The sequence below is a fragment of the Streptomyces sp. CB00455 genome (assembly GCF_001905445.1).
In the GTDB taxonomy this organism is placed as follows: Bacteria; Actinomycetota; Actinomycetes; order Streptomycetales; family Streptomycetaceae; genus Streptomyces.
The window spans coordinates 337,900-351,542 of sequence record NZ_LIVQ01000006.1; the positions used below are offsets into that span (position 1 = coordinate 337,900).

Consider the following 13,643-nt stretch of genomic DNA (forward strand, 5'->3'; position numbering starts at 1 on the left):
TTGCATGATTTTGCCGGAGGGCGGCGCGATCCCGCCACGGTCCTCAACCCAGGCCCGCGGAGGGCAAGTTGATCCGGGCGTCACATGGCAGCAGGTCCTGCGACCCCGTGCGCGCCGGGCACGCCGGGCACGCGCGGGCGATTTCGGCCGTAAGCCGGAAACTCGCGATACGTCACCGGATGTCCCGTCGATACTGGCCGTTCCGTCCCGGGCCCGGGCGGGCGCAGCACGTTCATGCCACTCGACGACGATGACGAAGAGGATGAACTGACGTGACTCCAGCCGCCCCTGCCCCCTTCTCCCTCTACCCCGAACTCGACGCGACCGCCCTCGGCGCCTACGTCGCCGCCCTGGAGAGCGGCGACGTCACCGGCCTCGCCCCCGCCCGGGCGGCCGAGGTCGCCCGGGTCCGCTCCGTGGCCGTCTTCAGCCGCGCCCGGGTGACCGGCGCCGGCGGCGACCTCCTGGACGCAGCGATGTGGCGCCACACCGGGGACCGGGCCCGCCCGGTGATCGTGATGCCCTCGCCCTGGACGAACCTGGGCTGGCTCGCGTACGCCGTCCAGGCCGGCCTGTTCGCGGCCCGCGGCTACGACGTCCTCGCCTACACCACCCGCGGCTTCGCGGGCTCGGAGGGCCAGGTGGAGGTGGCGGGTCCGCTCGACGTCGCCGACGGCAGCCGGGCCCTGGACCACATCGTCGAGCGCACGGCCGGCCCGGTGACGAAGATCGGCTTCCTCGGGGACTCCTACGGTTCGGGCATCGGCCAGCTGGTCGCCGCACACGACACCCGCGTCGACGCGGTGGTCGCCCTCAGCAGCTGGGGCGATCTGGGGGAAGCGTTCTACGAGAACTCCACCCGCCACGTCGAGGCCGTACGGGCGCTGCTCGCAGCGGCCTCGAAGGCGCGGCTGAGCCCGCAGACGCAGAGCGTCTTCGACGACGTCCTCGCCGGCCGCGACATCCAGGGCACGCTGCGCTGGGCGGACGCCCGCTCGCCCTTCACGCACGTCAAGGAACTCAACCGGCGCCAGGTGCCGGTCCTCTACGCGCACGCCTGGCACGAGACGCTCTTCCCGGTCAACCAGACGCTGAAGATGTTCAACGAGCTGACCGGGCCCAAGCGCCTCGTCCTGTCCATCGGCGACCACTCCGGCCCCGAGGCGTCCGGCATGCTCGGCCTGCCCAACCGCATCTGGACGGACGCCCACCGCTGGTTCGACCACCACCTCAAGGGGCTGGAGAACGGCATCGACGCCGAGGACCAGGTGATCGGCGAGGTCATGTGGAGCAAGACCCTCGAACCGCGCCCCAACTGGCTCTCCCTCACCGAGCACGTACACCGGCTGCACCTGGCGGGCAGCGGGGAACTGGCCGAGGAGCCGGAGGCCGGCTGGACCGCGTCCGTGCTGTGCGGGGTGGACACCCCGGCCACCGTCGCCGACACGGTCGTCACCTCCGGGTACGCGGAGATCGCCGGCCGCCCCAAGGTCTACCGGATGGGCGACATCGACCGCTCCGTGGCCGCGGTGTGGGCCGCGGCGCCGGCCGGGGAGAGCGTCCGGCTCCGGGGCACGCCGAAGCTGCGCGTCACCTACCGTGCGGCCAACTCCAAGTCGACCTTCGTCGCGTACCTGCTCGACGTGGCGCCCGACGACACGGCGCACCTCGTCACGCACGCCCCGTACACCGACCTCGACTCGGCGCCCGACAGCCTGGTCAGCGCGGACGTCGAGCTCCAGGCCACGGCGTACGACGTCCCGCGCGGCCACCGGCTGGTGCTGGTGATCGACGCCCGGGACCCCTTCTACGGGGACGCCAACCTGCCGCGGGCGACGCTCGCCTTCACCTCGCCGGACGCGACGCCCTCCTACCTGGACCTGCCCCTGGGCTAGCGGACCCGTCCGCCGGCCGCATCCGCCCCCGCCGCCCGCACCGCACCGCCCGCACCGCCCGTCCTCCGTGCCGGCGGGGCGGGGCATGGCGACGGCGCCCGGCCCGTCCGATCGGCGGGGCCCGGCGGACCTGGCGGGCCCCGCCGGGGCGGGCCCGGTCTCTCAGACGGACGTGCGGCGGGTCTGGGAGCGGACCGCGCCCATGCTGGCCGCGATCACCAGGGCGATCGCCAGCGCGTCCAGGGCGGACAGCGCCTGGTCCAGCACGAGGAAGCCCGCGGTGGCCGCGATGGCCGGCTCCAGGCTCATCAGGATCGCGAAGGTGGGGGCGGGGAGGCGTCGCAGGGCCAGCAGTTCCAGGGTGTACGGGAGCACCGAGGACAGGACGGCCACGCCGACGCCCAGCGCGAGGGTGCCGGGGACCAGCAGGTCGGAGCCGGCCTGGACGACGCCGAGCGGCAGCGAGATGACCGCGGCTACCGCCATCGCCAGGGCCAGGCCGTCCGCCTGCGGGAAGCGGCGGCCGGTCCGCGCGCTGAAGACGATGTACGCCGCCCACATCCCGCCCGCTCCGAGGGCGAAGGCCGCGCCCGCCGGGTCGAGGTCGCCGAAGCCGCCACCGTTGCCGGAGAGCAGGGCCACGCCGCCGAGGGCGAGAGCGGCCCACAGCAGGTTCACCAGGCGCCGCGAGACGACCACGGAGAGGGCGAGCGGACCCAGCACCTCCAGGGTGACGGCCGGGCCGAGCGGGATCCGGTCCACGGCCTGGTAGAAGAGGCCGTTCATGCCGGCCATGGTCACGCCGAAGGCGAGCACCGTGCCCCAGTCGGCGCGCGAGTAGCCGCGCAGCGTGGGCCGGCACAGGGCCAGCAACACGATCGCGGCGGCCGCGAGCCGCAGCGTGACCACGCCGGCCGCCCCGGCCCTCGGCATGATCATGACCGCGAGGGCGGCGCCGAACTGCACCGAGATCCCCGCCGAGATCACCAGCGCGACGGGTCCGAAGCGGCCGCCCCTGGCGGGCGGCGGGACGGCGGCGGCTGCGGCGGTCCCGGCGGCCGGTGCGGCGGCTGCGGCTGCGGCTGCGGCTGCCTCCGGTGCCGCGGCGGCCGGGGAGGGGGAGGAGGGTGCGGGCATCTCTCCAGGTTAGAGGGTCGCCGGGAGTAGCCGTAAGGAGTGCCGGTGCAAGCCTTGCCTTACAGGCCGTCGGCCAGGATCTCGGCCAGGTGCCGGGCGCGGACCCCGCCGAGCTGGGCGATCTGGGTGCGGCAGGAGTACCCGTCGGCCTGGACGAGTGCATCGCCCGGGGCGGCGCGCAGGGACGGCAGGAGCTGCTCCTCGGCGCACGCCACCGAGACCTCGTGGTGGCCCGGCTCGAAGCCGAAGTTGCCGGCCAGGCCGCAGCAGCCGCCGCTGAGGTCGCCCACCAGGCCCGCGCGCTCGCGCAGCCGGCGGTCGGCGGCGTCGCCGAGGACGGCGTGCTGGTGGCAGTGGGTCTGGCCGGCCACCGACCGGTCGAGACGGGGCGGGCGCCACTGCGGGGCGTACTCCTCCAGGGTCTCGGCGAAGGTCCGGACGGCCGACGCGAGCCGGCGGGCCCGGGGGTCGTCGGGCAGCAGGGCGGGCAGGTCGCCGCGCAGGGCCGCGGCGCAGCTGGGTTCCAGGACGAGCACGGGACCGGGCGTGCCGGCCTGGGCGTCCACGGCGTCCAGGGTGCGGCGCAGGACCGTGCGGGCCCGGTCCAGGCGGCCGGTGGAGACGTAGGTCAGTCCGCAGCACACCGGGCCCCGGGGGACGGCCACCCTCAGCCCCGCGTCCTCCAGCACCCGTACCGCCGCCCGGCCCGCCTCGGGGGCCAGGTACTCGGTGAAGGTGTCCGGCCAGAGGGTGACGACGGGAGCATTCCCGGCCGCCGGCCCCGAACCCAGCACCGCAGCCTCCCCCGGCCCCCGCCCCGCAGCCTCTCCCGGACCCACGGCCCCCGCCCGGTCCGCAGCCCCCGCCCCGCCGGAAACCCGGCCCGGCACGGACGGCCCCGGCGCCGCCGGGCGGGTGCGCCACCAGTGCGAGAACGGTTCGCGGGCCAGTTGCGGCAAGGGCCTCTCGCGGGTCAGGCCGGGGGCCGGGAACAGCCGGGCCAGTGCGTTGACGGGGCGGGCCGCCCGGAGGCGGGCGATCAGGTGGAGCCAGGCCGGGAGCCCGCCCAGGGTGTAGTGGGCGAGGGGCCGGAGCCGGCCCGCCCAGTGGCGGTGCAGGAACTCCGCCTTGTGCGCGGCCATGTCCACGCCCACCGGGCAGTCACTGAGGCAGCCCTTGCAGCCCAGGCACAGGTCCAGCGCACCGGCGACCTCGGAGGAACGCCAGCCGTCGGTGACGACCTCCCCCGCCAGCATCTCGTGCAGCAGCCGGGCCCGGCCCCGCGTGGAGTGCCGCTCCTCCCCCGTCACCCGGTAGGACGGGCACATCACCGCCGCCGTGCCGGACTCGTGCGACCGGCACTTCGCGACGCCCACGCAGCGGGCGACGTCCTGCGCGAACGGCGTCCGCGGCAGCACGGCGAAGCGCAGGTTCTCGTCGAGGCGCGCGGGCCGGGCCAGGATCCCCGGGTTCATCCCGCCCGCCGGATCCCAGACGTCCTTGTACGCGCCGAACAGCCGGACCACCCGCGCCCCGTACATCCGGGGCAGCAGCTCCGCCCGTGCCTGCCCGTCCCCGTGCTCCCCGGACAGCGATCCCCCGTGGTCGACGACGAGGGCGGCCAGCTCCTGCGAGAACGTCCGGAAGCGTGCGACTCCCTCGCGCGTGACCAGGTCGAAGTCGATCCGTACGTGCACGCAGCCCTCACCGAAGTGCCCGTACGGGGAGCCGTGCAGGCCGTGCTCCGCCAGCAGGGCGCGGAACGCCCGCAGGTACGCCCCCAGCCGGGCCGGCGGTACCGCGCAGTCCTCCCATCCCGGCCAGGCCATCGCCCCCGCTCCGGACTCCGCTCCGGGGCCGGCCCCGGCCGCGCCCCCCGGCATCCGGGTCGCCGTCCCGGCCGCGTCCTCGCGGATCCGCCACAGCGCCCGCTGCCGCGCCGGGTCCGCGACGACCAGCGCGTCGAGGGCGTCGGCGCCGCGGACCAGCGGGAGGGCCGCGCCCGCGTCCGGCATCTCCACGAACAGCCACGCGCCGCCGCGCGGCAGTCCGGCCGCGTCCCCGACGAGATCCCGCGCCATGCCCTCCACCGTCAGGGGCCCGTACGGCAGCAGCCCGGCGGCGGCGTCCGCCGCCGCGGTCTCGTCGGCGTAGCCGAGCACCGCGAGCACCGGCGCGCGCGGCGCCTCCACCAGGCGGACCACGGCCTCGGTGACCACCCCGAGCGTGCCCTCGCTGCCGCAGAACGCCCGCGCGAGCCGCACGCCGCGCTCGGGCAGCAGGGACTGGAGGTCGTAGCCGGAGATCCGCCGGGAGAACTCCGGCGGCATGCCGGTCCGCAGCAGGCCCAGGTGCCCGTCGACCAGCTCACTCAGCCCGGCGGGCGCGCCGGCCCAGCCGGTGGAGATCCGGTGTGCGGCGCCGCCGTAGGCCGCCACCGCCAGCTCGGCCACGTTGTCGGCGGTGGTCCCCCAGGCCACGGAGTGGGCGCCGCACGCGTTGTTGCCGATCATGCCGCCGAGGGTGCAGCGGGAGCGGGTGGAAGGGTCCGGGCCGAAGGTCAGGCCGTACGGGCGCACCGCGTCGCGCAGCCGGTCGAGCACCAGGCCGGGCTGCACCACGGCGGTGCGGGCCGCCGGGTCCACCGACAACACGGCGTTCATGTGCCGGGTGAAGTCGAGCACGACGCCCGTCCCCGTGGCCTGGCCCGCGATGGAGGTCCCGCCGCCGCGCGGGACGACCGGGACGCCGGCCGCCGCGCACACGCGCAGCGCGGCCGCCACGTCCTCGGCGTCGCGCGGGGCGACCACGCCCAGCGGGACGCGCCGGTAGTTCGAGGCGTCCATGGTCACCAGCGCCCGCGCCGCGGCACCGAAGTCCACCTCCCCCCGCAGCTCCGCCCGCAATGTCCGTTCGAGTTCCCCGGGTGACGTCACGGCGTCCAGCCTCCCACCGTCCGCCCGCGTCTCACCGGGTGGACGCGCTTCGGAACGCCGCACCCGGACCCGATACGCTCCGCTCGTGGCTGAGATCCAGATTCCCGCTGACATCAAGCCCGCCGACGGACGCTTCGGCGCGGGCCCCTCCAAGGTGCGGACCGAGGCGCTGGACGCCCTCGCCGCCACCGGAACCTCCCTGCTCGGAACCTCGCACCGCCAGGCCCCGGTCAAGAACCTGGTCGGCTCGGTGCGTCAGGGACTCCGGGACCTCTTCTCCCTCCCCGAGGGCTACGAGGTGATCCTGGGCAACGGCGGCTCCACCGCCTTCTGGGACATCGCGACCCACGGACTGATCGAGCGGAAGTCCCAGCACCTCACCTTCGGCGAGTTCTCCTCCAAGTTCGCCAAGGCCGCGAAGCTGGCGCCGTGGCTGGACGCCCCGTCCGTGATCTCCTCGGAGCCGGGCACGCACCCCGAGCCGTCCGCCGAGGCCGGTGTGGACGTGTACGCCTTCACGCACAACGAGACCTCCACGGGCGTCGCGGCTCCGGTCCGGCGCGTCGCGGGCGCCGACGCGGGGTCACTCGTCCTGGTGGACGCCACCTCCGGCGCCGGCGGTCTGCCGGTCGACATCACCGAGACCGACGTCTACTACTTCGCCCCGCAGAAGTCCTTCGCCTCGGACGGCGGCCTGTGGCTGGCCGCGTTCTCCCCGGCCGCCCTGGAGCGGGCGCAGCGCGTGCACGACTCCGGCCGGCACGTCCCGGAGTTCTTCTCGCTGCCGACGGCGATCGACAACTCGCTGAAGAACCAGACGTACAACACCCCGGCGCTGTCCACCCTCTTCCTGCTGGACCAGCAGCTGGAGTGGATGAACGGCCAGGGCGGCCTCGAATTCACGACCGGCCGTACGGCGGCCAGCGCGCGCAACCTGTACGGCTGGGCCGAGGCGTCCAAGTACGCGACCCCGTTCGTCGCGGACGCCGACAAGCGTTCCGCGGTCATCGGCACGATCGACTTCTCGGACGACATCGACGCCGCGGCCGTCGCCAAGGTGCTGCGTGCGAACGGCATCGTGGACACCGAGCCGTACCGCAAGCTCGGCCGCAACCAGCTCCGTGTGGCGATGTTCCCGGCGATCGACCCGGCGGACGTGCAGGCGCTCACGGCGTGCATCGACTACGTGATCGAGAAGCTGTAACGGACCGCGTGCAGCACGCGGGAGCCCCCGGTGACGTGTCGTCACCGGGGGCTCCGGCGTCCACGGCGGGGCCGGGCTGCGCCTGATCACCTGGGGCGGGGGCTCACCGCCGACCGCCACCCGGACGCCGGCGTCGTGGTCTTCGCCCACCTCACGACCGGAGGGCAGGACCGTACGCGCTACCTTCAGGAGTTCGCGGTACGGCAATTCTTGGAGGCAGCGGCGTGAGCGTGCGAGTGACGGCGGCCCAGAGCGGCGTGGACCCCTTCGGCACGGCCCGGCTGCGGCGCGGAGTGCTCGACGCGTGGGGCGCCGGCCCTGCCCGGTTCCGCGAGGACGCCAACGCCGAGGAGGACCTGGCGCTCGGCGGGTACCGCGACCGGCTCGTCGTCGAGCTCGCGCAGAACGCCGCCGACGCCGCGGCCCGCGCCCGGGTGCCCGGCCGGCTGCGGCTCACCCTGCACCCCGGCGAGGACGGCCCCGCGGTGCTCGCCGTCGCCAACACCGGCGCCCCGCTGGACGCCACCGGCGTGGAGTCGCTGAGCACCCTGCGCGCCTCCGCCAAACGGGAGTCCACCGGCTCCGGCGACACCGTCGGCCGCTTCGGCGTCGGCTTCGCCGCCGTCCTCGCCGTCTGCGACGAACCCGCCGTCCTCGGCCGCCACGGCGGCGTCCGCTGGTCCCTGGCCGAGGCCCGCGAACTCGCCCGGGGCGCCGCCGTGGGCAGCCCCGGCCTCGGCGACGAACTGCGCCGCCGCGACGGCCACGTCCCGCTGCTGCGGCTCCCGCTGCCCGCCGAGGGCACCGCCCCCGAGGGCTACGACACCGTCGTGGTCCTCCCGCTGCGCGACACCGCCGCCGAGGACCTGGTGGAACGCCTCCTCGCCTCCATCGACGACGCCCTGCTGCTCACCCTGCCCGGGCTGCGCGAGGTCGTCGTGGAGACCCCGGCCGGCACCCGCGCCCTGCACCGCCGCGACGAAGGCCCCTACACGGTCGTCGAGGACTCCCTGACCGGCACCAACCGCTGGCGCACCGTCCACCACGGCGGCCCCATCGAGCGGGCCCTGCTCGCCGACCGGCCCGTCGAGGAGCGGCTGCGGCCCGCCTGGTCGCTGTCCTGGGCCGTGCCCGTCGACACCGAAGGCGCCCCGCTGCGCCCGGCGACCGCGCCCGTCGTGCACGCGCCGACCCCCACCGACGAGCCCCTGGGCATCCCGGCCCTGCTCATCGCCACCCTGCCGCTGGACACCACCCGCCGACACCCCGCGCCGGGCCCGCTGACCGACTTCCTCGTGGAGCGCGCCGCCGACGCCTACGCCGAACTCCTCGGCGCCTGGGACCCGGTGACCACCGCCCTGGTCGACCTGGTCCCCGGCCCGCTCGGCAAGGGCGAACTGGACGGCGCCCTGCGGGCCGCCATCCTGCGCCGGCTCCCCCGTACCGCCTTCCTGGCGCCCGCCGCGGTCATGGAGCGGCCCGACGACGCCGGGGCCCGCGAGGCGCTGCGCCCCTTCGAAGCCGAGGTCGTGGAGGGCGCGGGCGCCGAGACCGTACGGGTCCTCGCCGAGGTCCTGCCGACCCTGCTCCCCGCCGGCCTGGAGCGCCGCTCCGAGCTGCGAGCCCTGGGCGTGGGCCGGCTCCCGCTCGGCGACGCCATCGAGCGGATCGCCGGCATCGAGCGGACCCCCGACTGGTGGCACCGGCTCTACGACAGCCTGGCCGGGGTGGACCCCGACCGGCTGTCCGGGCTGCCCGTGCCGCTCGCCGACGGCCGCACCGCGATCGGCCCCCGGCACATCCTGCTGCCCGGCGCGGACACGTCCCCGGGCGCGACGACGGACCTGGCCCGGCTGGGCCTGAAGGTGGCCCACCCGGACGCCGCGCACCCGCTGCTGGAGAAGCTCGGCGCCCTCCCGGCCACCGCGCGGGCCGTGCTGACCACGCCGCAGGTGCGGGCCGCCGTCGCCGCCTCCCTCGACGCCGGGGAGATCTGGGACGAGGACGCCGACGCCCTGGACGCCGACGAACTGGCCGAGGTCGTCCTGGGCCTGGTCCGCGACGCCGGCCTGGCGCCGGGCGACGAGCCCTGGCTGGCCGCCCTGGCCCTGCCCGACGAGGACGGCGAACTCACCCCGGCCGGCGAGCTGCTGCTGCCGGGCTCGCCCCTCGCCTCGGTGATCCGCGAGGACGAGATCCCCTACCTCGACGCCGAGCTGGCTTCCCGGTGGGACGCCGACACCCTCACCGCCTGCGGGGTGCTGGCCGCCTTCCAGCTGGTCCGCGCCACCGACGTGGTCCTGGACCCGGACGAACTGGAGCCGCGCGAGGGCGACTTCGCCGAGCCCGACGACGCCGGCCTGCTGGACGCCGTGGACGTGTGGTGCGAGGACGTGCTCGACCAGCTGCCGGACACCCCCGTGCCGCCGGTGGCGACCGAACTCGTCGCCGTGCGCGACCTCGACCTCGTCGACGACGACTGCTGGCCGCAGGCCCTGGCCATGCTCGCGCAGCCCCCGCTGCGCGACGCGCTCACCCAGCCCGTGCGGGTGCTGCTCCCGGACGGGACCACGCAGTCCGTGCGCCCGTACACGGCCTGGTGGCTGCGTGACCACCCGGTGCTCGACGGCCGGCGCCCGGCCGGCCTGCGCGCGGCGGGCGGCGACCCGCTGCTGGAGGGCCTGTACACCCCGGCGGACGCGACCGGCTTCGAGGACGAGCAGGTCCTGCGGGCGCTGGGCGTACGGACCACGGTGCGCGCCCTGCTGGACGAGCCCGGCGGCGCGGCCGAACTGCTGGGCCGCCTCGCCGACCCGGACCGGGAGGTGACCGGCCACCGCCTGCACGGTCTGTACGCGGCCCTGTCCGGCCTGGACCCCGAGCAGGTCACCCTCCCCGACGAGCTGCGCGCGGTGGTGGACGGCGAGGTCCGCGTCGTGGACGCGACCGAGGCGGTCATCGCCGACGCCCCCGACCTGCTGCCCCTCACGCGGGGCCTCCCGCTGCTGCCGGTGGCGCCGTCCCGCGCGGCCGACCTGGCGGAGCTGCTCCAGGTCCGGCGCCTGTCGCAGACGGTCCCGGCGGAGGTGACCACCCCGGGCGAGGAGCACGAGGTCCCCGAGCCGGTCCGCGCCCTGCTGGGCCCGGCCACCCCGGCCACGTACGTCGAGCACGAGGAGCTGGTCGCGGGCGGCGTCGAGCTGGACTGGCGCCTCACCCCCGACGGCACCCTGCACGCCTCCACCCTGGAGGGCGTGGCCGCCGGCCTGGCCTGGTCGGCGGGCCAGTGGCCGCGCCGCTTCGAGGTGGCGGCCCTCCTGGAGGACCCCACCCGCACGGCGGAACTGGCCCGCGACCGCTGGTTCGACTAGTGCTGTGACCGGAAGGGTTCAGGCGGGGAACCTGCGGTCGACCCACCGGAAGGTGAACTCGATCAGGGTCGCGGCGGCCGCGGCGACGGCCACCGCGACCCACGGCATCGTCACGCCCTCCAGCTTGAGCTGGAAGAAGGTCTGGAGCCACGGGACCGCCAGCACGATCAGGAAGGCACCCGCCATGGCGCCCACCAGCCCCACCCGCCACCACGTGTACGGGCGGGCGATGATCGCCAGCACCCACATCGAGGTCAGGAACAGGGTGAGGGTCGCCGCGCTGGTCTCGGGCTTCAGTGCGTCGGGGCCGCCGTAGTGGTGGCGGGCGGCGAGGTAGGTCACGAAGGTGGCCGTTGCGGCGATCACACCGCCCGGGATGGCGTAGCGCATCACCCGTTTCACGAAGTGCGGCCTGGCGCGCTCCTTGTTCGGCGCCAGGGCCAGGAAGAAGGCGGGGATGCCGATGGTGAGCGTGGACAGCAGCGTCAGGTGGCGGGGCAGGAAGGGGTATTCGACCTGTGAGCAGACCACGAGGACGGCCAGCAGCACCGAGTAGACCGTCTTGGTGAGGAAGAGGGTGGCCACCCGGGTGATGTTGCCGATGACCCGGCGCCCTTCGGCGACCACCGCGGGGAGGGTCGAGAAGCTGTTGTTCAGGAGCACGATCTGGGCGACGGCGCGGGTGGCCTCCGAGCCCGATCCCATCGAGACGCCGATGTCCGCGTCCTTCAGGGCCAGGACGTCGTTGACGCCGTCGCCCGTCATGGCGACCGTGTGGCCCCTGGACTGGAGGGCGGCGACCATGTCCCGCTTCTGCTGCGGGGTGACGCGCCCGAAGACGGCGCTGCCGTCGAGGGCCGCGGCCATCTCCGCCCGCTCGGCCGGGAGTTCCCGGGCGTCGACGGTGTGCTCCGCGCCGGGCAGCCCCAGCTTGCCGGCGACCGCGCCGACGGAGACGGCGTTGTCGCCGGAGATGACCTTCGCCGTGACGTCCTGGTCCTCGAAGTAGCGCAGGGTGTCGGCGGCGTCGGGGCGCAGCCGCTGCTCCAGGACGACCAGGGCGGTCGGGCGGACGCCGCGGGTGACGGCCGGGTCGTCCAGTTCGCGGGCGGAGCGGGCGAGCAGGAGGACCCGCAGGCCCCGGGCGTTCAGCGCGTCGGTCTCGTCGAGCGCCGGGTCCCCGGCGGGCAGCAGGACGTCGGGGGCGCCGAGCAGCCAGGTGTTGTTCTCGCCGTCGCCCTCGCTGAAGCTGGCGCCGCTGTACTTGCGGGCGGAGGAGAAGGGGAGGGACTCGGTGCAGCGCCACTCCGCGCTGTCCGGGTAGGCGTCGATGATCGCCTGGAGGCTGGCGTTGGGTCGCGGGTCGGACTCGCCGAGGGCGCCGAGCACCTTCTTGACGTAACCGGGCTCCGCGCCTGCGAGCGGGCGGAGCTCGGTGACGTCCATGCCGCCCTCGGTGAGGGTGCCGGTCTTGTCGAGGCAGACCACGTCCACGCGGGCGAGACCCTCGATGGCGGGCAGCTCCTGGACCAGGCACTGTTTGCGGCCGAGCCGGATGACGCCGATCGCGAAGGCCACGGAGGTGAGCAGGACGAGCCCCTCGGGGATCATCGGGACGATGCCGCCGACGGCCCGGGCGATGGCGTCCTTCAGGTCGTCGTCCTTGACCACCAGCTGGCTGATGACCAGGCCGATCGAGGTCGGGATCATCATCCAGGTGACGTACTTGAGGACGGTGGAGATGCCGGAGCGCAGCTCGGAGTGGACGAGCGTGAAACGGGAGGCCTCTTCGGCCAACTGGGCGGCGTAGGCCTCGCGGCCGACCTTGGTGGCGGTGAAGGCGCCGCCGCCGGCCACGACGAAGGAGCCGGACATGACCGGGTCGCCGGGTTTCTTCAGGACGGGGTCGGCCTCGCCGGTGAGCAGGGACTCGTCGATCTCCAGTCCGTCGGCCTCCCCGGCCGTTCCGTCGACGACGACCTTGTCGCCGGGACCCAGTTCGATGACGTCGCCGAGGACGATTTCGGAGGTGGAGATCTCCGCGGTGCGGCCGTCGCGGCGCACGCTCGGTCTGGCCTCGCCGATGACGGCGAGGCCGTCGAGGGTCTTCTTGGCGCGCAGTTCCTGGACGATGCCGATGCCGGTGTTCGCGATGATCACGAAGCCGAAGAGGCTGTCCTGGATCGGCGCGACGAAGATCATGACCACCCAGAGCACGCCGATGATCGCGTTGAAGCGGGTGAAGACGTTGCCCCGGACGATGTCGGTGGCGGACCGCGAGGAGCGTGCGGGGACATCGTTGACGTCCCCGCGGGCGACGCGTTCGGCGACCTCGGCGGTGCTCAGACCGCCCGGCTCGAACCGCGGAGCGGGCGGCCGCACGGGGTGTGCGGGATCCGGCTCCGAGCCCGCGTCGACGCCGGGACCGGCGGCCCCGCCGCCCGGCTCCGGCCCCTCGGATTCGGTCTTCGCCCGCTGCGTCATGCTTTCGACGTTAAGCGCGGTCCGAACGGTTCACCCGCCGAGGACCCGGACGTTCCGGCGTCGGGAGGACCGGGACCGTCCCCCGGGGGGTCCCCCGGCAGTCCACCGGATCGACCACGGGACCCCGCCCTGTCGCAGGGTTGACCCAGGGTCTGGCGCAGGTCTGGCGATTCCAGCCCGCCGCTAGCCCGCCTGGCCCTGCTGACCCTGGTGACCCTGCTGGTCCTGCTGGTCCTGCTGGTCCTGCTGGTCCTGCTGGTCGGGCCGGCCCGGCAGGCCCGGCTGCGGAGCCGGTCCGGCCGCTTCCGGCACGTCCGGGCCGCCGGCCTGCTCGGCGGCATGCCGCTTGAGCGCCGCGTCGCGGCCGCGGACGTACCAGATGCCGATCAGGCCGAGGAAGCCGCCGGCCGCGCACGTCCAGACCCACCAGAGCTGGCCGCGGTCGGAGAACCATCCGTAGAAGGGGAGCTGCACGACGAAGAGGGCGAACCAGAGGATCGTGCCGCCGGTGACGGTCGCGACGACCGGCCCCTCCAGGGGCTCCGGAGCCTCGTGTTGCGCAGTCCATTTCGCCATGCGGCCAGTCTAGGTGCGCCCGTGCGGGTTCTACGCGCGG

7 protein-coding genes are annotated in these 13,643 nt (G+C 75.0%); 3 read left to right on the forward strand and 4 right to left on the reverse strand.

From position 1 onward, the window contains the following. The first annotated feature begins 272 nt into the window (after positions 1-272). Positions 273-1,895, forward strand: coding sequence for a CocE/NonD family hydrolase (locus AMK16_RS24980; protein WP_073919560.1), 1,623 nt, complete (start codon positions 273-275; stop codon positions 1,893-1,895). Between the two features lie 162 nt (positions 1,896-2,057). Here AMK16_RS24980 and AMK16_RS24985 read toward each other — a convergent pair whose 3' ends face one another. Together AMK16_RS24985 and AMK16_RS24990 are read right to left on the reverse strand one after the other, a co-directional pair. Next, entirely contained in the window at positions 2,058-3,032 is a 975-nt protein-coding gene (locus AMK16_RS24985) for an EamA family transporter (RefSeq protein ID WP_073919562.1), read from the reverse strand. A gap of 59 nt (positions 3,033-3,091) precedes the next feature. Next, a complete protein-coding gene (locus tag AMK16_RS24990) occupies positions 3,092-5,968 on the reverse strand; it encodes an FAD-binding and (Fe-S)-binding domain-containing protein (protein WP_073919564.1) in 2,877 nt (958 codons plus the stop codon). An 85-nt stretch (positions 5,969-6,053) separates the two neighbouring features. On the opposite strand from AMK16_RS24990, the gene serC reads away from it, so the two are divergent. Both serC and AMK16_RS25000 read left to right on the forward strand, forming a co-directional pair. Next, positions 6,054-7,172, forward strand: coding sequence for a phosphoserine transaminase (gene serC, locus AMK16_RS24995; RefSeq protein WP_073919566.1), 1,119 nt, complete (start codon positions 6,054-6,056; stop codon positions 7,170-7,172). Positions 7,173-7,396: 224 nt separating this feature from the next. Next, positions 7,397-10,543 carry a sacsin N-terminal ATP-binding-like domain-containing protein gene (locus AMK16_RS25000; RefSeq protein WP_073919568.1) on the forward strand — a complete coding sequence of 1,049 codons (3,147 nt, stop codon included), beginning with the start codon at positions 7,397-7,399 and terminating at the stop codon, positions 10,541-10,543. Between the two features lie 18 nt (positions 10,544-10,561). Here AMK16_RS25000 and AMK16_RS25005 read toward each other — a convergent pair whose 3' ends face one another. Together AMK16_RS25005 and AMK16_RS37465 are read right to left on the reverse strand one after the other, a co-directional pair. Further along, entirely contained in the window at positions 10,562-13,027 is a 2,466-nt protein-coding gene (locus AMK16_RS25005) for an HAD-IC family P-type ATPase (protein WP_073919570.1), read from the reverse strand. A 183-nt stretch (positions 13,028-13,210) separates the two neighbouring features. After that, the gene (locus AMK16_RS37465) at positions 13,211-13,603 is read right to left on the reverse strand and encodes a DUF2530 domain-containing protein (protein WP_107417237.1); all 393 of its coding nucleotides are present in this window, start codon (positions 13,601-13,603) and stop codon (positions 13,211-13,213) included. Positions 13,604-13,643: the final 40 nt, after the last annotated feature.

Bases quoted from the DNA above. Each gene is read 5' to 3' on its own strand.
- AMK16_RS24985 (WP_073919562.1), bottom strand. From the start codon at position 3,032: ATGCCCGCACCCTCCTCCCCCTCCCCGGCCGCCGCGGCACCGGAGGCA.
- AMK16_RS25005 (WP_073919570.1), bottom strand. From the start codon at position 13,027: ATGACGCAGCGGGCGAAGACCGAATCCGAGGGGCCGGAGCCGGGCGGC.
- AMK16_RS37465 (WP_107417237.1), bottom strand. From the start codon at position 13,603: ATGGCGAAATGGACTGCGCAACACGAGGCTCCGGAGCCCCTGGAGGGG.